At 65.5% G+C, this 25,178-nt stretch carries 23 protein-coding genes; 12 read left to right on the top strand and 11 right to left on the bottom strand.

Going from position 1 to position 25,178, the window contains the following annotated elements:
• Positions 1-115: 115 nt before the first annotated feature.
• Positions 116-805 (top strand): response regulator transcription factor, encoded by a 690-nt coding sequence (locus QGV54_RS01380; protein ID WP_281018668.1) that lies wholly within the window; start codon positions 116-118, stop codon positions 803-805.
• Positions 806-867: 62 nt separating this feature from the next.
• On the opposite strand, the gene QGV54_RS01375 is transcribed toward QGV54_RS01380, so the two are convergent.
• From QGV54_RS01375 to QGV54_RS01365, 3 genes are all read right to left on the bottom strand, one after another.
• A complete protein-coding gene (locus tag QGV54_RS01375; RefSeq protein ID WP_281018669.1) occupies positions 868-1,812 on the bottom strand; it encodes an AEC family transporter in 945 nt (314 codons plus the stop codon).
• 63 nt (positions 1,813-1,875) lie between these two features.
• Complete coding sequence (locus tag QGV54_RS01370; RefSeq protein ID WP_281018670.1) at positions 1,876-3,168, bottom strand: adenylosuccinate synthase; 1,293 nt, start codon at positions 3,166-3,168, stop codon at positions 1,876-1,878.
• A 42-nt stretch (positions 3,169-3,210) separates the two neighbouring features.
• Positions 3,211-4,344, bottom strand: a complete 1,134-nt coding sequence (locus QGV54_RS01365) for an ATP phosphoribosyltransferase regulatory subunit (protein WP_281018671.1) — start codon at positions 4,342-4,344, stop codon at positions 3,211-3,213.
• Positions 4,345-4,533: 189 nt separating this feature from the next.
• Here QGV54_RS01365 and QGV54_RS01360 point away from each other — a divergent pair, with 189 nt between their 5' ends.
• Both QGV54_RS01360 and QGV54_RS01355 read left to right on the top strand, forming a co-directional pair.
• Positions 4,534-7,089 (top strand): helicase-related protein, encoded by a 2,556-nt coding sequence (locus QGV54_RS01360; protein ID WP_281018672.1) that lies wholly within the window; start codon positions 4,534-4,536, stop codon positions 7,087-7,089.
• 2 nt (positions 7,090-7,091) lie between these two features.
• A complete protein-coding gene (locus QGV54_RS01355) occupies positions 7,092-7,385 on the top strand; it encodes an RNA-binding S4 domain-containing protein (protein ID WP_281018673.1) in 294 nt (97 codons plus the stop codon).
• 9 nt (positions 7,386-7,394) lie between these two features.
• On the opposite strand, the gene QGV54_RS01350 is transcribed toward QGV54_RS01355, so the two are convergent.
• Complete coding sequence (locus tag QGV54_RS01350; protein ID WP_281018674.1) at positions 7,395-7,949, bottom strand: sugar transferase; 555 nt, start codon at positions 7,947-7,949, stop codon at positions 7,395-7,397.
• Positions 7,950-8,084: 135 nt separating this feature from the next.
• On the opposite strand from QGV54_RS01350, the gene QGV54_RS01345 reads away from it, so the two are divergent.
• Genes QGV54_RS01345 through QGV54_RS01330 form a run of 4 tightly spaced genes read left to right on the top strand, consistent with a single transcriptional unit; the run spans position 8,085 to position 11,677 of the window.
• Positions 8,085-8,255, top strand: a complete 171-nt coding sequence (locus tag QGV54_RS01345) for a hypothetical protein (protein ID WP_281018675.1) — start codon at positions 8,085-8,087, stop codon at positions 8,253-8,255.
• A complete protein-coding gene (locus QGV54_RS01340; protein WP_281018676.1) occupies positions 8,252-9,310 on the top strand; it encodes a hypothetical protein in 1,059 nt (352 codons plus the stop codon). The genes QGV54_RS01345 and QGV54_RS01340 overlap by 4 nt, the downstream gene beginning before the upstream one ends.
• 36 nt (positions 9,311-9,346) lie before the next feature.
• Entirely contained in the window at positions 9,347-10,981 is a 1,635-nt protein-coding gene (locus tag QGV54_RS01335; protein WP_281018677.1) for a cobalamin-dependent protein, read from the top strand.
• Positions 10,982-10,984: 3 nt separating this feature from the next.
• Complete coding sequence (locus QGV54_RS01330; RefSeq protein WP_281018678.1) at positions 10,985-11,677, top strand: acylneuraminate cytidylyltransferase family protein; 693 nt, start codon at positions 10,985-10,987, stop codon at positions 11,675-11,677.
• On the opposite strand, the gene hisH is transcribed toward QGV54_RS01330, so the two are convergent.
• The 3 genes from hisH to QGV54_RS01315 form a co-directional block, all read right to left on the bottom strand.
• The gene (gene hisH, locus QGV54_RS01325; protein ID WP_281018679.1) at positions 11,667-12,323 is read right to left on the bottom strand and encodes an imidazole glycerol phosphate synthase subunit HisH; all 657 of its coding nucleotides are present in this window, start codon (positions 12,321-12,323) and stop codon (positions 11,667-11,669) included. The two genes, QGV54_RS01330 and hisH, sit on opposite strands and share 11 nt — an antisense overlap.
• A 4-nt stretch (positions 12,324-12,327) precedes the next feature.
• Positions 12,328-13,071, bottom strand: a complete 744-nt coding sequence (locus QGV54_RS01320; RefSeq protein WP_348637664.1) for an imidazole glycerol phosphate synthase cyclase subunit — start codon at positions 13,069-13,071, stop codon at positions 12,328-12,330.
• Between the two features lie 72 nt (positions 13,072-13,143).
• Positions 13,144-14,475: an N-acetyl sugar amidotransferase gene (locus QGV54_RS01315; protein ID WP_281018681.1), complete on the bottom strand. Its 1,332-nt coding sequence runs from the start codon at positions 14,473-14,475 to the stop codon at positions 13,144-13,146.
• Between the two features lie 121 nt (positions 14,476-14,596).
• Here QGV54_RS01315 and QGV54_RS01310 point away from each other — a divergent pair, with 121 nt between their 5' ends.
• Positions 14,597-15,811 carry a CDP-glycerol glycerophosphotransferase family protein gene (locus tag QGV54_RS01310; protein WP_281018682.1) on the top strand — a complete coding sequence of 405 codons (1,215 nt, stop codon included), beginning with the start codon at positions 14,597-14,599 and terminating at the stop codon, positions 15,809-15,811.
• Positions 15,811-17,319 carry a lipid II flippase MurJ gene (locus QGV54_RS01305; RefSeq protein WP_281018683.1) on the top strand — a complete coding sequence of 503 codons (1,509 nt, stop codon included), beginning with the start codon at positions 15,811-15,813 and terminating at the stop codon, positions 17,317-17,319. The genes QGV54_RS01310 and QGV54_RS01305 overlap by 1 nt, the downstream gene beginning before the upstream one ends.
• Here the strand turns inward: QGV54_RS01305 and neuC are convergent.
• On the bottom strand, positions 17,313-18,470 hold the full coding sequence (gene neuC / locus QGV54_RS01300; RefSeq protein WP_281018684.1) for a UDP-N-acetylglucosamine 2-epimerase: 1,158 nt from the start codon (positions 18,468-18,470) through the stop codon (positions 17,313-17,315). The genes QGV54_RS01305 and neuC overlap by 7 nt on opposite strands.
• The gene (locus tag QGV54_RS01295; RefSeq protein WP_281018685.1) at positions 18,467-19,498 is read right to left on the bottom strand and encodes an N-acetylneuraminate synthase family protein; all 1,032 of its coding nucleotides are present in this window, start codon (positions 19,496-19,498) and stop codon (positions 18,467-18,469) included. Before QGV54_RS01295 ends, neuC begins: the two co-directional genes overlap by 4 nt.
• Before the next feature lie 102 nt (positions 19,499-19,600).
• Here QGV54_RS01295 and QGV54_RS01290 point away from each other — a divergent pair, with 102 nt between their 5' ends.
• Entirely contained in the window at positions 19,601-21,409 is a 1,809-nt protein-coding gene (locus QGV54_RS01290) for a feruloyl-CoA synthase (protein ID WP_281018686.1), read from the top strand.
• Complete coding sequence (locus QGV54_RS01285) at positions 21,406-21,831, top strand: GFA family protein (protein ID WP_281018687.1); 426 nt, start codon at positions 21,406-21,408, stop codon at positions 21,829-21,831. Before QGV54_RS01290 ends, QGV54_RS01285 begins: the two co-directional genes overlap by 4 nt.
• A 2-nt stretch (positions 21,832-21,833) precedes the next feature.
• On the opposite strand, the gene QGV54_RS01280 is transcribed toward QGV54_RS01285, so the two are convergent.
• The gene (locus QGV54_RS01280) at positions 21,834-22,997 is read right to left on the bottom strand and encodes a PLP-dependent aspartate aminotransferase family protein (RefSeq protein ID WP_281018688.1); all 1,164 of its coding nucleotides are present in this window, start codon (positions 22,995-22,997) and stop codon (positions 21,834-21,836) included.
• 24 nt (positions 22,998-23,021) lie between these two features.
• The gene (locus QGV54_RS01275; protein WP_281018689.1) at positions 23,022-24,233 is read right to left on the bottom strand and encodes a TauD/TfdA family dioxygenase; all 1,212 of its coding nucleotides are present in this window, start codon (positions 24,231-24,233) and stop codon (positions 23,022-23,024) included.
• A gap of 180 nt (positions 24,234-24,413) precedes the next feature.
• On the opposite strand from QGV54_RS01275, the gene QGV54_RS01270 reads away from it, so the two are divergent.
• A complete protein-coding gene (locus QGV54_RS01270; protein WP_281018690.1) occupies positions 24,414-25,160 on the top strand; it encodes an aldolase in 747 nt (248 codons plus the stop codon).
• Positions 25,161-25,178: the final 18 nt, after the last annotated feature.

Below are 25,178 nucleotides of genomic sequence, written 5' to 3'. Positions count from 1 at the left end.
TGTCACGTGTCGGTGAGGCTGTTCTCCCACAACGGAACCGGACTCTTGAACCGGGCGGCGGCAGACCAATCTCTGGTCAGTCGATGGTCCGGCGGTGATTGGGAGAAACGAGAAGATGATGGGTGGCAAGAAGATCCTGCTGATCGACGACGACGACGCCTTGCGCGAGACGCTGGCCGAGCAACTCGAGCTGCACGAGGAATTCGAGACCCGACAGGTCGGTTCCGGTCAGGCCGGCATCGAGGCCGCGCGGAAGGAACATTTCGATCTGGTCCTGCTGGACGTCGGCCTGCCCGACTCGGACGGACGCGAGGTCTGTCGGGCCCTGCGCAAGAACGGTTTCAAGATGCCGGTGATCATGCTCACGGGCGCGGATTCGGATGCCGAGGAAATCCTGGGCCTGGAATCGGGCGCCAACGACTACATCACCAAGCCGTTCAAGGTCGGCGTGCTGCTGGCCCGCATTCGCGGCCAGTTGCGCCAGCACGAACAGAGCGAGGATGCCGTCTTCACCATCGGCCCCTACAGCTTCCGCCCGGCGCAGAAGATGATGGTGCACAAGGAGACGGAGAAGAAGGTCCGCCTGACGGAGAAGGAAACCTCCATCCTGAAGTACCTGTTCCGTGCGGGCGAGACGGCAGTCGGACGCGATGTGCTGCTGCACGAGGTCTGGGGCTACAACGCCGGGGTCACCACCCACACGCTGGAAACCCACATCTATCGCCTGCGCCAGAAGATCGAACCGACACCATCGGAAGCGGAAATCCTGGTCACCGAACCGGGCGGCTACAAGCTGGTGCCGTGACAGCGTTCCGTCTCTGACCGTTCGTGGTGCCGCTCCATCGATCGACTGATCTGCTCTTCTCTTCAGACCGTCTTCAGCCAGGCGATCAGGAGTGACAGGGTGACCACGCTGAAGACCGTGGAGAGCAGGATCACGGAGGCGGAGCGCTGGGTGTAGGTGCCGTAGAACCTTGCCAGCAGGAAGGAGTTGATCCCTGCGGGTGTCGCGGCAGTCACCGTCGCAACGGCGACGTAGAGCGGATCGCTCTGGAAGATGTAGCTGGTGAAGATGAAGACCAGCGCGGGCAGCAGTGCCAGCTTCATGATCACCAGCGTCAGGCTTTCCTTCAGGTCACCGGCAATACGGAACTGGGTGAGGGAGGCCCCGAGCGCACAGAGTGCTGCCGGGGTTGCCGCCCGGGAGAGCATGTCGATCAGCCGGTCGACCATCGACACCAGTTCCAGCCCCGTCGCACTGAAGGCCAGCCCGCTGCACAGGCCGAGGATGACCGGATGCACCGCCAGACTTCTGAAGGTGGAGAACAGGACGGTCCCGATTCCCTGCCCCTTCTGGCCGCGCAGGGCCTCCACCATGATGGTGGACAGCGGGATGAGGATCATGGGGTGGAACGTCACGATCATCATCATCGGGATCAGGCCCGGCTCGCCGAAGGTCGTGTAGACCAGCGGCAGGCCCATCAGCACGGTGTTGGAGAAGCTGGAGGCCATGCCCATCAGGCCGTACTCGACCGGCGGATTGCGGAACACGTACCGCCCCAGCGCCACCGTGAGCGCGAAATGCAGCAGCGCGGCACCGAAATAGCCGAAGATGATCGACCATTCGATGCCGTCCTCCGGCAGGCCCCGGCTGAACAGGCGGAACAGCAGGGCCGGAATGGCGGCATAGAAGACGAAATTCGTCAGCGCCTTGATCCCGACGTCGCCCCCCAGCAGGGGCGAGCGCCCCAGCGCGTAGCCGATGCCCATCAGCGCGAAGACCGGGAAGACGATGTCGAGAACGGCACCCATCAGCCGCGCCCCGGAAGGTCAGCCAGTGCGGGACCTGCAGGGGCGGGGCGACCGGTCATTCACTCAGCCTTCGAACGGGTGACGGACGACGATGGTATCCTCCCGTTCGGGACTGGTCGAAAGCAGGGCCACAGGCGCGCCGATCAGTTCCTCGATCGCGCGGACGTACTTGACCGCCTGCGCCGGCAGGTCGGCCCACGACCGCGCACCATATGTGGTGTCCGACCAGCCCTCGAAGGTCTCGTAGACCGGGCGGATGTTGGCCTGATCGGCCATGTTGTAGGGGTAGAAGTCGAGGCGCTTGCCATCCAGTTCGTAGCCGACACAGACCTTCAGTTCCTTCAGCCCGTCCAGCACGTCCAGCTTGGTCAGCGCCACACCGTCGATGCCGCCGGTACGGATCGCCTGCCGCACCATCACCGCGTCGAACCAGCCACAACGGCGGGCGCGGTTGGTGACGGTACCGAACTCGCGGCCCTTCTCCCCGAGGTGCCGCCCGATCTCGTCATCCAGTTCGGTCGGAAAGGGGCCGGAGCCGACGCGGGTGGTGTAGGCCTTGACGATGCCGAGCACGAAATCGATCACCTTCGGCCCGCAACCGGAACCGGGGGCCGCCTGTCCGGCGACGGTGTTGGAGGACGTGACGAACGGATAGGTGCCGTGGTCGATGTCTAGCATCGCCCCCTGCGCGCCCTCGAACAGGATGCGCTTGCCCTGGCGATTGACCTCGTCCAGCGTGCGCCAGACATGCGCGGCGAAGCGCAGGACGTCGTCGCTGACCGCATTCAGTTCAGCCTGGATGTCGTCCTTGGCGATCTCCGGCTGGGACAGGCCACGACGCAGAGCATTGTGGTGCACCAGCAGGCGTTCGATCTTGCCGTCCAGGGTCACCGGATCACCCAGGTCCGCGACCCGGATCGCCCGCCGGGCAACCTTGTCCTCGTACGCCGGGCCGATGCCGCGTCGGGTGGTGCCGATCTTGGCACCGCCGGCGGCCTCTTCCCGGATCGCGTCCAGGTCCCGGTGCAGGCTGAGAATCAGGCAGGCATTGGCGGCGATCTGGAAATTCTCCGGCGTCACCTCGACACCCTGCTTGGCCAGACGCCCGATCTCGTCCATCAGCGCGGTGGGATCGATGACCACACCATTGCCCAGGATGGAGAGCTTGCCCTTGCGCACGATGCCGGAGGGCAGCAGGCTCAGCTTGTAGGTCACACCGTCGATGACCAGCGTATGTCCGGCATTGTGACCGCCCTGATAGCGCACGACCACGTCCGCCATCGCCGACAGCCAGTCGACAATCTTGCCCTTGCCCTCGTCACCCCACTGGGCGCCGACCACCACGACATTGGTCATGTCGGGATCCTTTCCTGATGCATTTTCGGGCCGAAACCCGCCTCAGATGTCCTTGACCTCGATCTTGTGCCAGATCGCGGTGCAGCCAAGCCTTCGTGCCTCTGCCTCGGGATCGGCTTCCGGCTCCAGGCCGGCAACCACCCGATTGCCCTGTTCGCGGCAGCGCCGCGCATCGTCGGGGGCCGTGCCGAACGGCAGATAGACCCGGAGCGCGCTGACCGTCACCGGCAAGGCCCGCAGCACCGAATCCAGATAGACCGTGGCCCCGACCGCCGGCTCGCCGGTCTCGCTGACATAGCGGCCACCGCGCCCGATCTCGCCACGAACACCTGGGGCAAAGACACTGAAGGCCACACCGGTCTGATATTCGAAACCGCGGTACTCGCCCGGATCGACCGTCAGGCTCAGATCGGGCTCCACGGCCCGGATCCCCGCGATGGTCTCCGCCAGGCGGGCGATCTGCTGACCGGCAAGACCGCTGATGTCCAGGGCCTGCAACCGCGGCATCGCCGTCTCCGCCGGGCCGACCGCTTCCAGCAATCCGAAGATCAGCGGGTCATCACCAACGATACCACGCAGTTCCCCCGCGTCCTTGCCGTCCAGTGCCTCCCTCGCGGCATCCGCCGTCGCCCCCTCGTGCCCCTGCCCGGTCAGCACGGCGGGCGCCAGGGAAGGGACTGTCAGGTCGATGCTCAGATCCTGCAGCCCGGCAGCGCGCAGCGCCGCAACCGTCAGCAGCACGATCTCCACATCCGCCTTCACGGCGTCGGAGCCGAACAGTTCGATCCCCGCCTGCGTGAACTGCCGTTCCGGGCGCAACTGGTCGCCCCGGACCCGCAGCACCTGCCCGGAATAGCAGAGCCGGAGCGGACGTGCCGATCCCGCCAGTCGGCTGGCCGCAATGCGCGCGATCTGGGGGGTGATGTCTGCCCGCAGGCCCATCATCTGCTGCGAGATCGGATCCATCAGCCGGAACAGCTGCTGCGCCAGTTCGCCGCCAGGCCCGCTCAGCAGGCTCTGTTCGAACTCCATCAGCGGCGGTTTGACGGTCTGATAGCCCTCTGCGCGGAACGCATTCATCAGGCTGAAGACGGCCGTCGCCTCGCGCTCCGCCTCTTCAGGCAGGGCGTCGCGCAGACCGGCTGGCAACAGGGCCTTGTTCACAGGTTCATTCATGGCGGGCCTTTGGTACTGCATCGGCTGTGTTCGTCAACGACTTATCGAGGCACGGCTTCGGCGGTGATTCGCCAATCGACGCCTTCATGTCATCCCCCTGTCACATTCGACAACACCGAAGCTGTTGAAATTTCGGTATTTTTCACAATCTGACTTGTCAGACACGCAACAACACCGGACAGTTCTCCCATGACCAATGAAGGCATCTCGGGTCTCAGGGGACGAACGGTCGCACTGCTCGGCCCCACCAACACGGGCAAGACGCATCTGGCCGTCGAGACGATGCTGACCCATGCCAGCGGCATGATGGGCTTCCCCCTGCGCCTGCTGGCGCGGGAGGTCTACGACCGGGTTGTCGAGGCGCGCGGTCGCTCCAACGTCGCGCTGGTGACGGGGGAGGAGAAGATCATCCCCGCCAACCCGCATTATTTCCTCTGCACCGTCGAGGCCATGCCGACGGGCCGCAGCTTCGACTTCGTGGCGGTGGACGAGATCCAACTGGCCGCGGACCCGGAGCGGGGCCATACCTTCACCGACAGGCTGCTGCACGTGCGCGGGCTGGAGACCACCATGTTCCTGGGGGCCGCCACCGCGCGCGGCCTGATCCAGCGGCTGCTGCCCGACACCACGATCATCACGCGCCCGCGACTGTCCTCTCTGGCCTATGTCGGACAAAGCAAGCTGTCCCGCCTGCCGCGCCGCAGTGCCGTGGTCGCCTTCTCCGCCTCCGATGTCTATGCCATCGCCGAGCTCATGCGGCGGCAGCGGGGCGGCGCGGCGGTGGTGCTGGGCGCGCTCAGCCCGCGCACCCGCAATGCGCAGGTGGAGATGTATCAGGCCGGTGAAGTGGATTTCCTGGTCGCCACCGATGCCATCGGCATGGGGCTGAACATGGACATCAACCATGTCGCCTTCGCCGCGACCCACAAGTTCGACGGTGCCCGGCGGCGTGCCCTCAGCCCCGCCGAGATCGGCCAGATTGCCGGGCGGGCCGGCCGTTTCATGCGCGACGGCACCTTTGGCGTCACCGCGGATGCGCCGCTGCTGGAACCGGAACTGGTGGAGGCGGTACAGGAACACCGCTTCGATCCGCTGACCCAGCTCCGCTGGCGCAACACCAGGCTGGACTTCAGCCATCCGAAGGCGCTGATCCGGTCGCTGGAACAGCCGCCGCCGTTCCGCTGGCTGGCCACACCGCGCCGGGCAGAGGATACGGAGACCCTGAAGGTGCTGGCCCGCGACCCGGAGATCATGGCGCTGGCTGAACTCAATCCGGCCAACATGCATCTGCTCTGGGACATCTGCCAGGTGCCCGACTTCCGCAAGACCATGCATGACAACCACGTCAAGCTGGTGGGGCGGATCTACCTGCAGATCGCCACGAAGGGCCAGATCGACCGCGACTGGATGGCGAAGCATCTCGAACAGCTCGACCGCACCACCGGCGACCTCGACACCCTGCAGGGGCGCCTGGCCCACATCCGCACCTGGACCTATATCTCCCATCGCGCGGCATGGCTGGACGATCCGCTGCACTGGCAGGAACGGGCCAGGGCCATCGAGGAACGGCTTTCCGACGCGCTGCACCAGTCCCTGACACAACGCTTCGTCGACCGGCGCACCGCCGCACTGGTCAACCGGCTGCGCGACCGGGAGGAGGTGCTGACCGCCATCGACCCGGACGGCAATGTCACGGTGGAAGGGCAATATGTCGGGCGCATCAGGGGGCTTGTCTTCGCCGCCGACCGCTCCGCCTTCGACAACAAGGCGCTGAAGGGCGCTGTCCGCCAGGTGCTGGCCTCTGCCCTCGTCGCGCGCGGACGCAGGATCGCGGGTGCGGCGGATGACGCCTTCACGCTCTCGGATGACGGCGACATCTGCTGGCAGGACGAGATCATCGCGCGGCTGGAGGCAGGCGATCATGTGCTGCGCCCCAGGGTTCGCCTGAATGTCAGCGACCAGCTCGACAGCCGCACCTCCGAAGAGATTTCCACCCGCCTCGGCGCGTGGGTCGAAACCCGGATCGGACAGTTGCTGCGACCACTGACGGAGCTGGAGAACCGCAATTTCAGTCCTGCTGCCCGGGGCATCGCCTTCCAGATCGTCGAGCGTCTCGGCATCCTGCCCCGCAAGGCGGTGCAGGAGCAGATGCGCCAGCTCGACCCGAAGGACCATGGCCGCTTCAAGTATGCCGGGGTGCAGGTGGGCCGGTCGGCGATCTTCTGCCCCGCGCTGCTGAAACCCGAACCGACCCGCTGGCGCATGATCCTGCACGGGCTGCAGGGCGGCCTGATGCTGCCGACGGACCAGCAGGGCCGGGTTTCCTTCGACACGGACCGCAAGGGCGATGCCGACGCGCTGCTGGTCTCGGGCTATGCCCGCTTCGGCACCACAGCCGTGCGCGTCGACATGGTGGAGCGGATTGCCGACCATGCGCACAAGGCCACACGCAAGGGCCCGGCGGAGGCCGACCATGCCCTGATGTCGATGCTGGGCGGCGGGCCGGAACGCCTGGGACCGATCCTGACCGGTCTGGGCTATCGCACGGAGCGACAGGGTGACGACGCGCCCCTGCTGTTCCATCCGCGCCCGACGCGCGAGCAACGCAAGGCCCGCAATCAGGCACGACCCGCATCGTCCGATCGCACCAAGCAGGCCCCGCCGAAGCGCAAGCACCGGCGGGAAACCCGACCCCTCAACCCCGATTCCCCCTTCGCCGCACTGGCTGTCCTGAAGAACAGGTGACCATGGAAACTCCCGCCCAAGGCTCGATCCGCATTGATCTCTGGCTCTGGTACGCGCGTTTCTTCAAGAGCCGAAGTCTGGCCGCACGGGCGGTGAAGGGAAGCCGGATGCGCCTGAACCGGCAGGTCATCAGGAAGGTCAGCCAGCCGCTCAGGGTCGGCGATGTGCTGACAATTCCCTGGAACGGCGAGATCCGGGTGATCGAGATCGCTGCCCTCGGCGAACGCCGCGGCCCGGCCAGCGAGGCGCAGGCGCTCTATCGTGACCGGACGGTGGCGGATACCGCGGCGAAATGAGGTCAGCCCTCAGATGCCGCCCTTCGAGAGTACCTGTCGGGCGGTCCACCAGAGGATCTTCAGGTCCAGCCACAATGACTGCTCGCGGACGTAGCGCAGGTCCATTTCCGTGCGCTCCGCCGGGGTCGCGGTTGACCGTTTCAGGGCCTGGGCGAGGCCGGTGACGCCGGGACGCACCCGGTGGCGCAGAACCCAGTCGTCGGGCGCATAGTCCGCCTCCTGCGCCGGCACGTCCGGACGGGGACCGACAAGGCTCATGTCACCGGAGAGCACGTTCAGCAGCTGCGGCAGTTCATCCAGGCTGGTCTTGCGGATGAAGCGCCCGACCCTGGTGATTCGGGCGTCACCGGCGGCTGTGGAATGGCCGCCGATCCGATCCGCGTTCGCCACCATGGAACGGAACTTCAGCATCCCGAACGGGCGCCCGCCGCGACCGACCCGAATCTGGCGATAGAACGGCGATCCCGGACTGTCGAGCCGGATGGCGAGGGCCAGCGGCAGGAACAGCGGCAGGCTGCACAGCAGCAGCAGGGCGGCAATGATGATATCGAACAGGCGCTTCATGCATCGGATGGGTGCCACAAACGCTTCCGCGACACCAGCGGAACGCGCATCTGCTGGACAGGAACCTGCGGAAACCCTATGACTTTTCGCAGATGAACCGCTCCGCAAGGGGCCCACCGAAAGAGGCCAGACGCCATGTCGAACGATGTATTGCGCGGCAATTTCCAGACCCGTGACAAGGTCGAGATCAAGCAGTCCGAGGAAACCCTGGAAGACCGGTTCGAGATGGAGGCCAAGAAGCGTCTCGGCGGTTCCATCGCCTTCGTGTCCAAGAAGAAGGTCATGTGGGATACCGACAAGAAGTGACCACGCCCGCTTCCCAATCTGCGGGACAGCGTGACGGTCGCCTGCTGCTGCGGCTGCAGCAGGAAATGTCGGCGATGACGGAGGCGCGGACCCAGGACATGTGCCTGGCCAACGTCGCGCAGAACGCGCCTTACCTGAAGCAGGGACGGAGCCTGCGCGACCTGCACGAACTCGGCCTGGGTGCCGGGGACAGCGGCGTCGTCATTGCCGCCGGTCCAAGCCTGCGCCGTCGCGATCCGGTACCGGTACTGAAGCAGCGCGACTTCCGGGGAGCTGTCGTCTGTACGGAGAGTGCGATCTCCCACTGCCTGCGCCAGGGTCTGATGCCGACGGTCGCCGTCTCGGTCGATCCGCACCCCCTGCGCATCGTGCGCTGGTTCGGTGACCCGGAACTGGACCAGGCACGTATGCAGGCAGACGACTATTTCCGCCGTCAGGAACAGGATCCGAGCTTCGCCGATGAGGTCGCAAAGAACAATGAGCTGCTGTCGCTGATGGCCGAACACGGCAAGGACATCCGTATCGCGCTGGGCACGACGGCTTCGCCGGATGTGGTGAAGCGCGTGCACGAGATCGGCATGCAGGTGTTCTGGTTCAATCCGATGCTGGATGACCCGGACAAGCCGGGCAGCGTGACGATGGAACTGCATCGCCAGAACGGGCTGCCCTGCATGAATGCAGGCGGCAATGTCGGGGGTGCCTGCTGGATGGTGGCCCACGCCGTTCTGGACAAGAGCCGTGTCGCGGTCACGGGCATGGATTTCGGCTACTACGCCGACACACCGCTGCTCAATACCCAGTACTATTACGAGGCACGGGACCTGGTGGGGGGTGACGAGAGCCGCATCGGTGAGCTGTATATCGACATCCACAACCCACACACCGACGAATGGTACTATACTGACCCCGCGTACTACTGGTATCGCTCCGCCTTCATCGAAATGGCGGCAGATGCGGACTGCACGACATACAACTGCAGCGGCGGCGGTACCCTGTTCAGCGATCACGTCCATTGGGCATCGCTGGAGGAATTTCTCGACGGCGCGACCACCTAGGCGTCCCCTGATCCCCCGAGAGAAGAGGCAACTTTCATGGCAAAGATCCTGCTGATCAACCCGACGGTGCGGGAGGAAGACGTCCCCCGGCATGTGCCCTACGGGATTGCGCTGCTTGCGGCCATCGCCATGGAGAAGGGGCATCTTGTCCAGGTCTATGACGAGAATGCCTGGCGTCAGGGTGACGAGACGACAAAGGCCGTCTGTGTCGCCGACGACTGGGACATCATCGGCTATGGCGGCATCACAACGACCTACGCCTCGGTGAAGCGCATCGCGCGCATCGCGCGGGAGTATGCGCCGCAGGCCGTACAGGTCATGGGCGGTGGACTGCTGACGTCCCTGCCGCGCGAGATGATGTCATGGATCCCACAGGTCGATGTCGGCTGCGTGGGCGAGGGTTTCATCACCTTCCCCGAGATCTGCGACATGGTCGATCGTGGTGGCAGAGAATTCTGGGACATCAAGGGCACCGTCTCGCGGAAGCCCGGCGGTGGTCTGATCATGTCGCAGATGCGGCCGCTGATGCACGATCTGGACAGCCTGCCGTTCCCGGCATGGGAGCTGTTTCCGCTGGAGGAGGTCTATTTCAAGAACAGCCAGGTGCTGTTCTCGGAGGAAGGCATGCTGGCGTCGCGCCGGCTGGACATCAACACGAGCTATGGCTGCTCCCTGATCTGCCGCTTCTGCTACCATCTCGGCATCGCCGGCGACATGCGCTACGAGGAGGACGAGAACGGCGATCTGAACGTCGCTTTCGACCAGCCCGGCACCTACACGCGCAGCATCCGCTATCACTCGCCGGAGTATGTCGGCGCCCTAGTGAAGCATGCCTACGACAAGTTCAACATCAACTTCATCGGGTTCCTGGACGAGAACCTGATGACGATGGACAAGTTCTCCGGCCGGACCTGGATGAACGACATCTGCAACCAGTGGCACGATCTCGGCTTCGCGCCGAAGGCCAATGACGACGGCACCTGGACCGGCATCCACTGGGCGGGGACCAGCCACGCGACGCTGTGCACCAAGGAGGTGCTGAAGACGATGCGGGAAGCCGGCTGCTCGCATCTGGTCTACGGGTATGAATCCTTCGCGCCACATGTGCTGAAGACCATCGGCAAGGGTGCCACACGCGAATCGAACCTGCGCAGCTTCTTCTGGACGCTGGAGGCCGGTATCCGCCCGGTGCCGAACCAGATCATCGGCTTCCCCAACGAGGATTTCGACTCGATCCGCATGAACATGCACGCCTGGGACGACCTGGGCATCCAGGTGAAGCCGCATTTCGCGACGCCCTATCCGGGCTCCGAATGGTTCACGACCTATCGCGAACGCATCAGCGGCCAGTACGACGGTGACATGGAGCGTTTCATCCTTGATCTGGGCGATGCCTCCAGCATCTCCGCCGTCATCAGCCACAACTTCAATGCCGTCGAACTGCTGGGCCTGCGAGAGGCGATGCTGCAGCTCAACTACCGCCGCATCGACGAGTACGAGCAGATCTGGCGCAAGAACCACCAGATCCCGGACGGTGCACCGTCGACACTGCTGTCGGAGAACATGACCGGCGCGTTCCTGCGTGATGCCGACAAGGTGAAGTCGGCGATCAAGGACTCGGAGCGGCAAGACGCGGTGGCGGAAACGACCGGCGCCGCCAGCACGCACTGATCCATGTCAGCGACGGGTCACCGAGCGCTCGGCGTGATCTGCGCCCGTGGTGGCTCGAAGGGACTGCCTGACAAGAACATCCTCGATCTCGGCGGCAAGCCCCTGATCGCCTGGACCGTCGCGGCGGCCCGGGGCGCGACGCGGCTCGACCGCGCCATCGTTTCCACGGACAGCCCGCGCATCGCCGACGCGGCGCGGGCGCATGGTGCGGACGTGCCCTTCCTGCGCCCACCGGAACTGGCCAGCGACACGGCGAAGATCACCGATGCACTGATCCATGCGGTCGAGACGCTGGGGGGCGGCTACGATGTCATCGTGCTGCTGCAGGCCACCAGCCCGTTCCGGACATCCGCGGACATTGACGCCACGGTTGCGGCCCTCCTCGACACCGGCGCGGAGAGTGCCGTCACCTTCACGGAGCAGGCTAAGTCCCCAGACCTGTTCGTCACCGTGGACCCGGACCGCCGCGTCCGCCCGCTCAACCCCGAGGGGCTGCTGAAACGGCGGCAGGACCTGGGGCACCTCTACGCCCCCAACGGCCTGTGCTATGCCGTGCGCACCGACTACCTGCTCCGCACCGGCAGGGTCTACGGCGATGACACGGTAGCGGTCATCATCCCCCCAGAGCGCGCCATCGACATCGACAGCCCCTTCGACCTGGAAATGGCCCGTGGCCTGATGGCGGTCAGAGGCTGAGGAACGATCGAATGATCTGCAGCCCGGACGGACCGCTCTTCTCCGGGTGAAACTGGACGCCGCAGAGGTTCTCATGCCGGACGGCAGCGCAGATCTCGTAGCCGGCATAATCCGTGACCGCCAGAACATCGGAGGCGTCGGTCGGGCGGGCCGAGAAGGAGTGGACGAAATAGACGTCCGTTCCAGGTGCCGTTTCACCCAGCACAGTCCCCTTCCAGCCGTCACCGGTCCGCGCGTCGGGGGGCTGAAGGGGCGACCAGCCGATATGAGGTACCTTGCGGCGGTTGCCGGCAGCATCAACGCGCGGAATGCCCGCGACGATGCCGGGCAGCAATCCCAGACCGGGTTGCTGGCCGAATTCCTCGCTGCCATCAAAGAGCATCTGCATGCCGACGCAGATCCCCAGGACGGGCCGCTCCCGCGCCGTCACCACTTCCCGCACGACATCCTCGAAACCGGCGGCGCGCAGGGCGTCGACGCAGGACCGGAAAGCACCAACGCCCGGAATCACCAGACGTTCCGCGCGCGCGGCCTGGCCCGGGGTCTCGGCCAGCTCCGGTGAGGCACCGCTGACCTCGAACGCCCGCGCGACACTGCGCAGATTGCCGACGCCATAGTCCAGGATCGTCACATGCCGTGCTGTCATCGCCCTATCCCGCCGAGGGGTTGCGGAGCGACAGGCCAGCGCCGGACAGTTCCGACCGCAGGTCCATCAGGTTGATACGATCGAAATGGATCATGTCGGCGACGGCCACCGCGTCAGCCTGACCGTCCGAAACCGCTGCCGCAACATGCGCGGGGGAGCCTGCACCGCCACTGGCAATGACCGGAATGTCGACAACCGCGGTCACCGCGCGGATCAGATCGATGTCGAGACCCTTGCGCGTCCCTTCCCGGTCGACGGAGGTCAGCAGGATCTCGCCGATACCCAGAGCCTCGGCCTCCTGCACCCACTCGACCACGTCGCGCCCGGTATGCTCCCGGCCATTGTCGGTATAGGCTTCCCATCCCCCGTCGGCGCGCAGCTTGGCCTCCACCGACAGCACGATGCACTGCGATCCGAACTGCCGCGAGAGTTCGTTGATCAATTCGGGGCGATGCACGGCAGCGGTATTGATGGCCACCTTGTCGGCACCGACGCGCAGCAGGCGATCGGCATCCTCCACACTGCGCACACCGCCACCGACCGTGATCGGGACGAATATGTGCTCCGTGGCATGGCGCACCACATCGACCAGGCTGTTCCGGCCATAGAGGCTCGCCACCACGTCCATGTAGATGAGTTCATCCGCGCCTTCGGCGTAGTAGCGCGCCGCCCGCGACTGCGGGTCACCGATCTTCCGCAGGCCTTCCAGCCGCACACCCTTGATCAGGTTCGGCCCCTTGATATCCATGCGGGCAATCAGGCGGGTACGGCGTTGCAAGTGACAGTGTTCCTGTAGCGGGGGCGGCGGACAGTTCCAGCCTCAATCCTTGAGTTCGCTGGCCTCTTCCCAGGGCTTGTGACGCAGTTCCCACTTGCCATCCTTCTGCATCCACAGATGCGGAGAGCGGAACCGGTCACAGAGGTTGTCGAAGTAGGCACGGTCCATGATCGGCTGCCCGAACTGCTTCGACGCGACCGGATACTGTTCCGGCGGCAGGGACAGGTACTCGAAGATCTCCTTCGCGAACCGTTCCGGGAACTCTCCGTCATAGCGCTTCACGAGCGCGACCCCCTCATCGAACTCGATGTCGCCAGAGCGAATTTCCTGGCTGGCGTCATACATGCAGCGCCCGATGCCGAACTTGATGTAGGTCGTGTAGTAGTGGAAATCGTCGATCTTGTCGTCGATGGAATTGTACTTGGAGTACGTGCCCGCGGTCCGCTCGGGCGAAGCCTCGAATCCGCCATGCTCGACGGAGTAGTAATAGGCACTCTGCGGGTGCCACTGCATGTAATAGCCCAGGTAATGGACCTCGATACCCGCGTCGCTCATCTGGTTGGGATCCGGAGGCAGATAGGGTTCCAGGTCAACCCGGTCGAGACCGAAGTCACCGACCAGCTCGCTGACAGATGACCCCCCCAGATAGACATCCTCGTCATCCTGCCGTGCGAAATAATCCCAGGCGCGCTGGGCCTGCTCCGCATCTTCCTTCGGGTTGCCGTACTCGGCCTCGCTCTCGCCGTACATGACCAGCGGAATGTTGAACAGGGTCGCGAGCTTCGGCGCCAGCTGCTTCTGGCCCAGAATGAACGGCTGAAACGGATGCAGGATGTTCTCCACCGCAAGGCGGGTCAGCAGCCGATGCACGCGCCCGTTGGGTGTCATCAGGTAGTTGTCGAAACCGGCATGGATCCATGCCTGCTGATTGCGCCAGCCCCAGTCCGTATACATGTGCGGCGCCCAGGTGACTGTCAGCGGATGCATGCCGAATTCGTACTTCAGAACGTGCGCGGCATAGAAGCTGTCCTTGCCGCCCGAACCAGGCACCAGAATGTCGTAGTGACCGTCGTTGCGGCGGTGCTTCGACAACACTGCCTCCAGTTCATCGCGCCGCGCCTGCCAGTCGATGCCACGCTTGCGCTGTGCCACGTGCCAGGCGTCGGAAATGCCATTCTCGTCGAAATGGACGGTTTCCTTCTTCGACTCGCGGCGATGCTTGAATTCGACGGCTGAATTCGGGCGCTGATTCGAGATCAGGCTCTTCCGGCAGAACCGGACCTCTTTCGGCAAGCCGTAGAAGACTTCCGGGTCGTTCAGATCGGGGCTGTAGCGTGCAGGATCAATGTCAACGCGCGCCGGATATTTCGCCATGTCTTGAACCGCTCTTTGCTGAAGGATTGTCCGGGAATGACCATGGACAGTCGGGCGACCGGACTATAGCTATCAGCTTCGGGCGTTCAAGAGAACGCGGCCAGTCGGGATATGCCTTTCGATGACGAAATACCGCATCCTGTTCGCTTCCTACGGTGCCAGCCACATCAACATGGTCATGCCTGTGATGCGCGCCCTCCGGCAGCGCGGGGACGTGGACCTGCGCATCCTGGCGCTGACGACAGCCCATGCGGTCGCGGAATCGGCCGGATTCGAGCCGGTCGGTTTCAGGGATCTCTGGCGCCCCGGTGACGACATTGCGCGACAGCATGGCAAGCGGCTTGCCGCGGGAATGGACTCCAGCCTTGTCAGCATCCCGGAAACGGAAGCCTACATGGGGCTCAGCTACGCCGAGCTCGAAGCCAGCGCGGGCAAGGAGTTCGCCGCGAAGGAATTCGCCGAGAAGGGCAGGGCCGCATTCCTTCCCGTCCGGACAGTCGGACGTCTGATCGACGACTGGAAACCGGATCTCGTGGTCACGACCAATTCCCCGAGAGCGGAAAGAGCCATGATCCTTGCCGCCGGCCTGCGTGGTGTCCCCTCCCTGGCGATGGGCGATCTGTTCCTCGACTTCGAATGGCAATGGATGGCGGACAACGGGTTTGCGACGCGGGTGACCGTGCTGGGTGAATCCGTTCGCCGCCACCTGATCGCAAAGGGCAGATCCCCCGCCACCATCGCGGTCACCGGCAACCCGGCCCTTGATCAACTGGTCAGTGAGACAGCCGTGGCGAGCGGCATTGACCTGCGGACGCGACTGGGCTGGCAGGATCGGTCCGTTATCGCGTGGACCCTGCCTGCCGTGACGACGGGTGATACCCGGATTGCCCCGGTCGCCGACAAGCTCGATATCCTTCGGACCATGCTCGATCGGGACGCCAACCTGCGCATCATCCTGCGGGCTCATCCAAATCAGCGGATGGACTTCGGCAGGCTGGACGATCGCTACCATGTCAGTCCGCGCGAGGAGAGCGTGCATGCGGTCATCCATGCGGCAGACGTATTGTTCACCGAGTTCTCGATGGTGGGCCTTGAAGCGGCTCTGGCGGGAAAGCCGGTCGTGACCAACAGTGCCGACGATGCCATTCCCTACGGTCCGCTGGGTCTGAGCACCGATATTGCCACGATCGCAGACCTTGATGCCGCACTCACCACCGCTCTGCGCGAGCAGCCGGAACCACGGCTCGACCTGCTGGGCGCCCCACCAACCGGTACTGCAACGGCCAATGTCATCAAGGAGATTGATCGCCTGCTGCTTCGTCAGAGAGACGACTGATGCTCGCCGCCGTCCTCAGGTCCGGCGCGGCCGTTGCCCTCGCCCTGCTGATCGGGCGGCTGCTGGGGTTCGGGCGGGAGGCGACGATCGCGGCGTCGTTCGGGCTGGGGCGGGAGGCGGATATTGCCGTCTTCCTGGTTGGTCTGCCGGATTTCCTGATCAATGTGCTGGGGGCGGGCGGTGTCACGGCGGTCCTGGTCGTGGCCTTCAGACAGCGCGCCGGTGTTGCCAGTCAGCTTCTGTTCCAGGCCAGTCTGGCGATCTTCGCCATCATCGGCCTGCTTGCGCTGCTGCTGATCGCGGTGCGGTCGGGCATGGTCGATCTGCTGGCCCCCGGGTTCGACGCCATCGCCCGGCAGCGCACCATCGACCTGTTGCCGCTGGTCATTCTGGCGGCCCCGATAGCGGCCATCAACGCGGTGACCATCGCGTGGCTGCAGGCTGAGGACCGGTTCTTCCTGTCGGCCATCGGCACAGCGGTCATCAATGCGGTGCTGATCATTGCCCTGCTCGTGGACGGGCGGGACGGATCGGTGGCCTGGCTGGCTGCAGCGGTGATCGGCGGTGTGCTGCTGCGCTGGCTGATCCAGATGGCCGCCATAGGCCGACGCGCCTTCGGCGGCCTGAGCCTCACGCCATGGCTGGTCGATCGCCGGATGATCCTGGGCATGGTGCAGACATCGGCGGCGGAGTCCGTTGTCTTCTTCTATCCGTTCGCGCTGCGGGCCTTCGCGACCCTGTTCGGCATCGGCGCGCTGGCTGGCGTGAATTATGCGACCCGCCTGGTCCTGCTGCCGCTCGGCGTCGTCATCATGACCCTGACCATCATCCTGCTGCCGCGGCTGGCCGGCCTGGCACCGGGCGGCGCGGAGCAGGACCGTGGCGCCTTCCTCAGCCTCGTGCGGCAGGGTCAGACGTGGATCCTCGTGCTGTCCGCCATGGCCTTCGGCGCGCTGGTTCTCAGCCGGGACCTGATCACGTCGCTGGTCTTCGGCTGGGGTGACATCACGGCGACAGAACTGTCGGTGATCGCCGGTCTGACCGCCACCTACGCCATCAGCCTGATCCCGCTGGGCCTGAATGTCTTCTATCGGCGGGTCCTGAACGCCATGGATGATACCCGATCACCCATGCTGGGCGAGGGACTGGGGTTCATCGCCTTCCTGATCGCGGCGCTGGCGGTCAAGGCGATGGGCGGGTCCCTGATACATCTGATGCTCGCCGCGGTATTCGGAGCGTTCGTCAGCAGTGTCTATCTGTTGCTGAAGACGGCCCACCGGGACGTTCCCATGGCGGCCATGCTTGCCCAGCCGCCGACATGGATCACCGCAATACTGGCCACGGTCGCCATGGCTGTCCCGATCCTGCTGGAGCAGCAGTTCGAGGGCAGCACGGCCACGACCGGACTGATCGCCCTGCTGGCCGGCGGGCTCTTCGGCATCGCCACCGCCATCGCCGTCAACCGTGATGCGCGCACTGCCGTGAAGGGCCTGCGGCAGCGTCAGTAGCTGTTGAGTTTCCTGAAGACCGCGGGGACCAGATCAACCTCCGCCAGGAAGCTGGCAATGCGCGGTGCGCTTCGGCCATCGCCCCAGATGTTGGGCCAGTCCTGCCGTCCCTGCCGCAATGCCGTCGCAATGGCGGCGGATACCGCCTGCGCGCCGATGGTGGGCACGTCGATCACATTGCTGTTGCGGTCCCGTGCCATCTGGCGGTCCCCCAGGTTCACACAGGGCAGACCGAGGCTGGCGGATTCGATGATCCCGCTGGAGGAATTGCCGATCAGCAGGTCTGCAGCGGCAAGCCAGGCCAGATAGCGCGCACGCGGCAGATGGCTGATCAGCCGGACCTGGCCCGGGTGGGCGGCACCCACCCGCTGCATCACGTCAGCGATCCCCGAACCGCCGGCGTCGGCGTTTGGCGCCAGCGCCAGCACCTGAACCTCCGCCGCCAGCAGACTGTCGAGCATGGTCTGCATCTGCCGGGCCGCATCCGCGCCGTCCTGCACCACCGGATGAAACACCGCGACGGTGATGGGTCGGGCGGGATCGAACCCGACGTCCTTCGCGAGCGCGGCGCGGTCCACCGCATCGCGGTTCGCCAGATCATCCAGCCCCGGCGCCCCCACGGTGTGGATGCGCCAGTCATCCTCCCCCATCTGGCGCAGCCGCGTCGCCGCCTGCTCCGTTGCGGTCAGGTGGAAATGGGCCAGCTTCGAGATGGCGTGGCGTACCGGTTCATCGACCGTGCCGGAGCGTTCCCCGCCATGAATGTGCACGGTGGCACAGCCGAGATGCAGCGCACCGATGGCCCCTGCCAGCATCTCCCCCCGGTCGCCGAGCAGCAGCACCAGGTCCGGCGGGGCCGCGCGAAAGGTCTCGATGAATCCGCGCAGGGTTTCCGCAAGCGCCAGTGCCATCTCGCCCCCGTCCGCGCCACTCAGTTCAACCGGCCAGCAGGCGGCGATCGGCAGTCCGTCCGCCGCGATTTCCCGCACGGTTTCCCCATAGGCAGGCAGCAGGTGCATGCCGGTGACGAACAGGCTGAGGTCGAGCGCCGGATGGGCATCGATGCGACGCAGGGTCTCGCGCATCAGGCCATAGTCGGCGCGGGTGCCGGTGACATAGACGATCCGTCGTGTCCCGGCAGGTCCGCTCATTCAAGGTCTTCCGGCAGGATCGGCGCGCCCTGGCGCAGGGGACGCCGCAAGGTCCGGCCCGGCAGATCGTCGATCAGGTGCGGCGCGAACCCGGTCTCCGGCCGCAGCACGGCAATATCCTCCAGCCGCAGCACCGTTCCGGCCCCCATGTCACGCGCCGCCTTCAGGCCCCGCCGCGCAACCCGGCGTGTATCAAGCTCGCTGCCGCGCGGGGCCTTCACCCCATCACCCAGCGCGGTTCCAACCGCCCGGATCGCGGTCACCATCTCCGCGAATTCATCCGGTTCCAGCGACGCGGCGTGATCCGGTCCGGGCAGGCCGCGATCCAGGGTCAGATGCTTCTCGATGATGCGCGCGCCCAGCGCCACGGCGGCAGGCGCGGCGTGAATGCCGAGGGTGTGGTCGGAATAGCCGATGGGCAGGGCGTAACAGGCCTCCAGCGTGCGGATCGCCAGCAGGTTCGCTTCCGCCATCGGCGTCGGATAGGCCGAGACGCAGTGCAGCAGGCTGATCCGGTCCTTCAGCGGCGCCAGCGCGGCAATGGCCCTGTCGATCTCCGCCAGGTCGGCCATGCCCGTGGACAGGATCACCGGCAGGTCGAAGGACGCCAGATGGCGCAGCAGCGGGATGTTGGTGACATCGCCGGAACCGACCTTCAGCCGCTTCACCCCAAGCCGGACCAGCATGTCCGCCGATCCGGCATCGAACGGGGTCGAGATGAACTCGATCCCCAGGTCCGCGCATTGTGCAAACAGCGCCTCATGCGCCGGCACGTCCAGCACCAGACCGCGCAGCATCGCCTGCTGGTCGTCGCTGCCGGTGGCCCGCTTCTGGTAGGCGGCGGTCTCCGCCCCTGCACTGACCAGCGCATCGGGGTCGAAGCTCTGGAACTTCACCGCATCCGCCCCGGCCTGCTTCGCCGCCACCACCAGCTCCGCCGCCAGCGCCGGGTCGCCATTGTGGTTCACCCCCGCCTCCGCGATCACGAAGACAGCCTCCCCGGCCGGCATTGTCAGGTCATGTTCCATGGTTTCGCGTGTACCCTGTTCGCTGCGGACTGTCGAGCCAGCCGGTCCTTGCCGCATCGCCGCTGTCGTGGCATCAGGACAGTCCGGGGTGGGAGAGACAGCATGACAGACGTGACCTTGAACGGACTTCGGTTTCTTGCCCGGCGGGCCGAGCTGGAACACCGCGACGATGGGGCCATGATCCTGCGCTCCCCCGTGCCCCTCGGCGACTACCCGGCAACGCTTGGCGCGGTGCTGACCGCGCAGGCCGCGGCAAACGGCGCGCGGACCTTTCTGGCAGGACGCGACGGTGACGGCTGGCAGACGCTGACCTACGCGGAGGTTCATGCCCGCGCGGCAGGTATCGCGCACCATCTGCTGGCTGCGGGCCTCGGCCCCAAACGGCCGCTGATGATCCTTTCGGGCAATTCCGTCGACCACGCCCTGATGACGCTGGGTGCTGTACTGGCGGGCATTCCCGCCGTGCCCGTCTCCCCCGCCTACAGCCTGATGAGCGCCGACCACGCCAAGCTGCGCCACATCGCCGACCTGACCCGCCCCGGCCTGGTCTGGGTGGAGGATGCAATCCCGTTCGCCCCGGCCCTCAAGGCACTGGCGGAACAGGGCTTCGCAACGGTGATGACCAGCGCCGACATGGATGCGATCCCGACTGCCGGGAACGCGCCGGACGTTGCCATCGCACCGGATGCGGTCGCCAAGATCCTGTTCACCTCCGGCTCCACCGGCATGCCCAAGGGGGTGATCAATACCCACCGGATGCTGTGCGCCAACCAGGCCATGCTGGCCGCCGCCTGGCCCTTCGTGCACGACATGGCGCCGGTACTGGTCGACTGGCTGCCGTGGAATCACACCTTCGGCGGCAACTTCTGCTTCAACCTGACCATGTTCAATGGCGGCACCTTCCACATCGACGATGGCAAGCCCGCGCCGCCGCTGATCGGGCGCACGGTGGAGAACCTGCGCCTCGCCAGTCCGAACCTCTATTTCAACGTGCCTGCCGGATTCGCCGCGCTGCTGTCCGCGCTGGAGCGGGACGCCGACCTGCGCGACAGCTTCTTCCGCAACCTGAAGGCCATCTTCTATGCCGCCGCAGCCCTGCCGCACGATCTCTGGGACCGGCTGGAGCGGGTGGCGGACCAGTCGGGCCATCCGCGCCCGCTGATGCTGTCGGCCTGGGGATCGACGGAGACCTCGCCGCTGGCCACCCTGGTCCATTTCTCCATCCCGCGCGCGGGCAACATCGGCCTGCCGGTGCCGGGGTGCGAGCTGAAGTTCCAGCCCAGCGGCGCGAAGTACGAACTGCGCCTGCGGGGACCGAACATCACCCCCGGCTATCACGACCGACCCGACCTCACCGCCGCCGCGTTCGATGACGAAGGCTTCTACTGCATGGGTGATGCAGGACAGCTCGCCGACCCCGATGATCCGTCAGCCGGTGTCCTGTTCGACGGGCGGGTGGCGGAGGACTTCAAACTGACCACCGGCACCTGGGTCAGCGTCGGCGCACTGCGGGTGGGCGTGGTCGGGGCCTGCTCCCCGCTGGTGCAGGATGTGGTGGTGACCGGCCATGACACGGACAGCATCGGCCTGCTCATCTGGCCTGCCATGGCCGCCGTCGCCGCTCTGGACCCGGATGCAGGCGACGACCCGGCAGCGCTCTGCGCTTCGGACGCAGTGCGTGCCGCCATCGCGGAAAAGCTGGCAGTCTGGAACGCGGCGAACCCGGCGTCCTCCACCCGCATTGCCCGCTTCGTGCTGATGGCGGAGCCCCCCTCCATCGACGCCAACGAGATCACCGACAAGGGCTACGTCAACCAGCGCGCCACGCTGGAACGGCGGGCCGGACTGGTGGACGCGCTGCGGCGCGGTACACTGGGCATCATGGTTCCCGCAGCGGAGAAAAGACGATGACGAAGATGAAGATCGACGGTGCCTGCCTCTGTGGCCACATCACCTACGAGGCCGAGATCGATCCGGACCGGATCGCCATCTGCCACTGCACGGACTGCCAGATCAACAGCGGCACCGCCTTCCGCTATGGCGTCCTGGTACCAGCGGCTGATTTCCGCCTGCTCAGCGGCAAGCTGAAGGTCTTCATCAAGACCGCCGAGAGCGGCAGCCAGCGCGCCCTGTCCTTCTGTCCCGAATGCGGCACCTCGATCCACGGCGGCGCGCCGGTCGATCCGGACGCCTTCTCCCTGCGCCTCGGCACGGCCCGCCAGCGCAACGAATTGCGCCCGTCGATCCAGATCTGGTGCCGGTCAGCGCTGGACTGGGTGGATGACATCGGCGAGATGCGAGGGCTGCCGGAACAGGGCCGCCCGGCCGGCTGACATCAGCCCAACGCCGAGTCGATCTCGGCCAGCAGATCCTCGACATTCTCCACGCCGACACTGAAGCGGATCAGCGTATCGGAGATGCCGAGTTCGGCCCGGACCTCGGGCGGGACGGAGGCGTGGGTCATGATGGCGGGGTGTTCGATCAGGCTCTCGACGCCGCCCAGGCTTTCGGCCAGCGCAAAGATCTCGCAGCGTTCCAGGAACTTCCGCGCGTCTTCGATGTCGCCCTTGATGAAGGCGGTGATCATGCCGCCGAAGGCATCCATCTGCCCCTTCGCCAGGGCGTGCTGCGGATGGCTTTCCAGACCGGGATAGATCACCCGCTCGATCTTCGGATGCGCCTCCAGATGCCGCGCCACGGTCAGGGCGCTCTCGCAATGCTGGCGCATGCGCAGGGCCAGGGTCTTCAGGCCGCGCAGCGCCAGGAAGCTGTCGAAGGGGCCGAGGATGCTGCCGACCGCGTTCTGCAGGTAGAACAGGCGATCCTTCAGGTCCGCATTGTCACCGATGATGACAACGCCGCCGACCACGTCGGAATGGCCGTTGAGATACTTGGTGATGGAATGGACGACGATGTCCGCGCCGAAGTCCAGCGGACGCTGGCAGTAGGGCGTGGCGAAGGTATTGTCGCAGACCATCAGGATGTTGTTGGCCTTGGCGATGCGGCTGATGGCGGCAAGATCGACCAGTTTCAGCAGCGGATTGGTCGGGCTTTCCACCCAGACCATGCGGGTCTTCGGCGTGATCGCGGCTTCGAACTGCGCCGGGTCCGACAGATCGACGAAGCTGAAGTCCAGCGCCGCCGAACGCTTCCGGACATTCTCGAACAGGCGATAGCTGCCGCCGTAGAGATCGTCCATGGCAATGACGTGGTCACCGCTGTCCAGCAGTTCCAGCACCGTGCCCATGGCGGCCAGGCCGGAGGCGAAGGCGAGGCCGTGTGCGCCATTCTCCAGATCCGCCACGCAGGCTTCCAGCGCGTGACGGGTCGGGTTCTGGCTGCGGCTGTACTCATAACCCTTGTGAACGCCCGGGCTTTCCTGGACATAGGTGGAGGTGGCGTAGATCGGCATCATCACCGCACCGGTTGTCGGGTCCGGCCGCTGGCCTGCATGGATGGCGCGGGTCGAAAACCCCTGCCGGTTCTTCAGGTCAGCCATTGATCATCGCTCCTTCGATCGGTTTCAGGTTCCGGTTGCGGCTCCGGCTCTTACCCTTCGGGCGGCCATGCGCAGCGCGGATTCAAGCTCTTCCCGCTCCAGATAGCAGCCCCTGAGCCAGCGTCTACCCTCTGCGGCATCGAAAGCCTCCCGCCCGTGCAGGATACGCCGGTTGTCGAACAGCATCAGGTCACCGGGCAGATAGTCGAACAGCATCCGGTAGCGCGGGTCCAGCAGCTTTTCGTGCAGCAGCCGGTCCGCCGCATAGAGATCCTCCACCAGGTCGAAGGGCGCATTCAGCGGCCCGCGCAGGAAATAGATGCTCCTGATCTCCGCGACCCGCCTGGCCTGATCCAGCACGATGGCTGGGGAATTCCAGCGATAGTCGCTGTCGGCGGCCCGGTTCGACATGTGCCATGGCACCGTGGTCAGCAGGTGAAACGCTGCCGGTGCCTCTGTCCGCAGATCCTCGGCGACGCGAAAGCCGTCGATCATCATGGCCCGCCCGCCCCGGGTCGAATTCTCCACACAGTGCAGGATCTGCAGGCCGGGCTGGTACTCGCGGGTCGCCAGATCGACATGCGGGGCCAGTTCCAGCGCCGTGTAGGCGTTGCTGCCCGATCCCGGCTCGACCCGGACATTCCAGATACGGCCGAAGTTGTTGTCGCGGATGACACCGATGCGGCTGGCGAACCGTTCGGCGAAGTCCGGGTCGGCCGGTGCATTGCGCAACCGCGCCAGCCCGTGGCTCGCCACAGCGGTCAGGAACGCCGTGAAGGTCGCGTCATCGTCCAGGATACCCGCGCCGTCGAACGTCGGCGGCTCCGGACACTCCGCCGTGGTCCAGAGCACCTTCGCCACCGCCGCATCGTCGCGCCGCCCGCCATTGGAATAGTCATGCAGCCGCAGCCAGCCGGGATCGAACAGGGCCGCGTGCCCCTCCGGCTGGAACACCAGACCGACGGCCCCGTCAGATCGCACCGAGACCTGTTCGATCCGCACCTCGGCCGGCAGGTCCAGCGGACTGCGGGTGATCTCGCGCGTGTCCAGATTGAAGGTCTCCGGATCACAGCTGTTCATGCGCAGCCAGATCGCGTGATAGCGGCCGGTCAGGCCGTCGGACCATTCCAGGGTCAGGATGCGCCCGTCGGTGGTCGCGCTGCGGATCGTCTCCGTCACGGGATAGGTATCGAAGTCCGGCGTCAGCGCCACCTTGTTCATGCTCTCACCCGGCATGGGTTCCTCCCCTATCCTGTCCCGACATCCCCGGAGAATCGGTCGCGCGCCTGCTCGGGAAAAGACCTGATCGCGACCCGCAGTGTCGCCGGGAGGCCTGTGAGGTCGCAACACAGGTTTCAGTCGTTCCGAAACTGCGGCACACTGCGGGACGAATGCATCAGCAGGGAGATTGGAGCCATGACACAGACCATGCAGGAAATGAGGCAGGACCTGGCCTGTGCCTTGCGCTGGGCGGCACGCCTGGACCTGAACGAAGGGGTCTGCAACCACTTCTCCCTCGCCGTACCGGACGAGGATGGCGTGGTGCGCGGCAACCGCTTCCTGATCAACCCCTACGGCTGGCACTGGTCGGAGGTCACGGCCTCTTCGCTGGTCCTGCTCGACGACAAGGGCAATGTGCTGGAGGGGGACGAGGTGGTGGAGGATACCGCCTTCTCCATCCATCGCGGGATCCACGTCGCGGCCCCGAACGCGACCTGCGTGCTGCACACCCACATGCCCTACGCCACGGCCCTGACCCTGCTGGAAGATGGCGAACTGAAGATGTGCGAGCAGAACGCCCTGAACTTCCATGACCGCATCGCCTACGACACCGAATACAACGGCCTGTCGCTGGCGATCGAGGAAGGCGATCGCATTGCCTCCAAGCTCGGCAACCGCGCGGTACTGATGATGGCGAGCCATGGGGTGACCGTGACCGGCGCATCGGTGGGGGAAGCCTTCACCGACCTCTACTATCTGGAACGTGCCGCCATGTTCCAGGTGCTGGCCCGCTCCACCGGGGGCAAGCTGCGCACGATCCCGGAAGAGGTGCAGCAGATGACGGCGCAGCAGATGGCGGAGGAACGCCCGCTGATCGCGGAGCGGCACTTCGGGGCGCTGCGGCGGATGCTGCAGAAGCAGGAACCGGACTACATGAACTGACCGCTCCGGTCGAAGACG

The sequence above is a fragment of the Minwuia sp. IMCC3060 genome (assembly GCF_029909435.1).
In the GTDB taxonomy this organism is placed as follows: Bacteria; Pseudomonadota; Alphaproteobacteria; order Minwuiales; family Minwuiaceae; genus Minwuia.
Note: the sequence above shows the minus strand (reverse complement) of the source record. Positions and strands in the feature narration are given on the sequence as shown.

Excerpts from the sequence above, each read along its gene's own strand:
- QGV54_RS01380 (WP_281018668.1), top strand. The coding sequence starts at position 116 with ATGATGGGTGGCAAGAAGATCCTGCTGATCGACGACGACGACGCCTTG.
- QGV54_RS01375 (WP_281018669.1), bottom strand. The coding sequence starts at position 1,812 with ATGGGTGCCGTTCTCGACATCGTCTTCCCGGTCTTCGCGCTGATGGGC.
- QGV54_RS01370 (WP_281018670.1), bottom strand. The coding sequence starts at position 3,168 with ATGACCAATGTCGTGGTGGTCGGCGCCCAGTGGGGTGACGAGGGCAAG.
- QGV54_RS01365 (WP_281018671.1), bottom strand. The coding sequence starts at position 4,344 with ATGAATGAACCTGTGAACAAGGCCCTGTTGCCAGCCGGTCTGCGCGAC.
- QGV54_RS01360 (WP_281018672.1), top strand. The coding sequence starts at position 4,534 with ATGACCAATGAAGGCATCTCGGGTCTCAGGGGACGAACGGTCGCACTG.
- QGV54_RS01355 (WP_281018673.1), top strand. The coding sequence starts at position 7,092 with ATGGAAACTCCCGCCCAAGGCTCGATCCGCATTGATCTCTGGCTCTGG.
- QGV54_RS01350 (WP_281018674.1), bottom strand. The coding sequence starts at position 7,949 with ATGAAGCGCCTGTTCGATATCATCATTGCCGCCCTGCTGCTGCTGTGC.
- QGV54_RS01345 (WP_281018675.1), top strand. The coding sequence starts at position 8,085 with ATGTCGAACGATGTATTGCGCGGCAATTTCCAGACCCGTGACAAGGTC.
- QGV54_RS01335 (WP_281018677.1), top strand. The coding sequence starts at position 9,347 with ATGGCAAAGATCCTGCTGATCAACCCGACGGTGCGGGAGGAAGACGTC.
- QGV54_RS01330 (WP_281018678.1), top strand. The coding sequence starts at position 10,985 with ATGTCAGCGACGGGTCACCGAGCGCTCGGCGTGATCTGCGCCCGTGGT.
- hisH (WP_281018679.1), bottom strand. The coding sequence starts at position 12,323 with ATGACAGCACGGCATGTGACGATCCTGGACTATGGCGTCGGCAATCTG.
- QGV54_RS01320 (WP_348637664.1), bottom strand. The coding sequence starts at position 13,071 with ATGGATATCAAGGGGCCGAACCTGATCAAGGGTGTGCGGCTGGAAGGC.
- QGV54_RS01315 (WP_281018681.1), bottom strand. The coding sequence starts at position 14,475 with ATGGCGAAATATCCGGCGCGCGTTGACATTGATCCTGCACGCTACAGC.
- QGV54_RS01310 (WP_281018682.1), top strand. The coding sequence starts at position 14,597 with ATGACGAAATACCGCATCCTGTTCGCTTCCTACGGTGCCAGCCACATC.
- QGV54_RS01305 (WP_281018683.1), top strand. The coding sequence starts at position 15,811 with ATGCTCGCCGCCGTCCTCAGGTCCGGCGCGGCCGTTGCCCTCGCCCTG.
- neuC (WP_281018684.1), bottom strand. The coding sequence starts at position 18,470 with ATGAGCGGACCTGCCGGGACACGACGGATCGTCTATGTCACCGGCACC.
- QGV54_RS01295 (WP_281018685.1), bottom strand. The coding sequence starts at position 19,498 with ATGGAACATGACCTGACAATGCCGGCCGGGGAGGCTGTCTTCGTGATC.
- QGV54_RS01290 (WP_281018686.1), top strand. The coding sequence starts at position 19,601 with ATGACAGACGTGACCTTGAACGGACTTCGGTTTCTTGCCCGGCGGGCC.
- QGV54_RS01285 (WP_281018687.1), top strand. The coding sequence starts at position 21,406 with ATGACGAAGATGAAGATCGACGGTGCCTGCCTCTGTGGCCACATCACC.
- QGV54_RS01280 (WP_281018688.1), bottom strand. The coding sequence starts at position 22,997 with ATGGCTGACCTGAAGAACCGGCAGGGGTTTTCGACCCGCGCCATCCAT.
- QGV54_RS01275 (WP_281018689.1), bottom strand. The coding sequence starts at position 24,233 with ATGCCGGGTGAGAGCATGAACAAGGTGGCGCTGACGCCGGACTTCGAT.
- QGV54_RS01270 (WP_281018690.1), top strand. The coding sequence starts at position 24,414 with ATGACACAGACCATGCAGGAAATGAGGCAGGACCTGGCCTGTGCCTTG.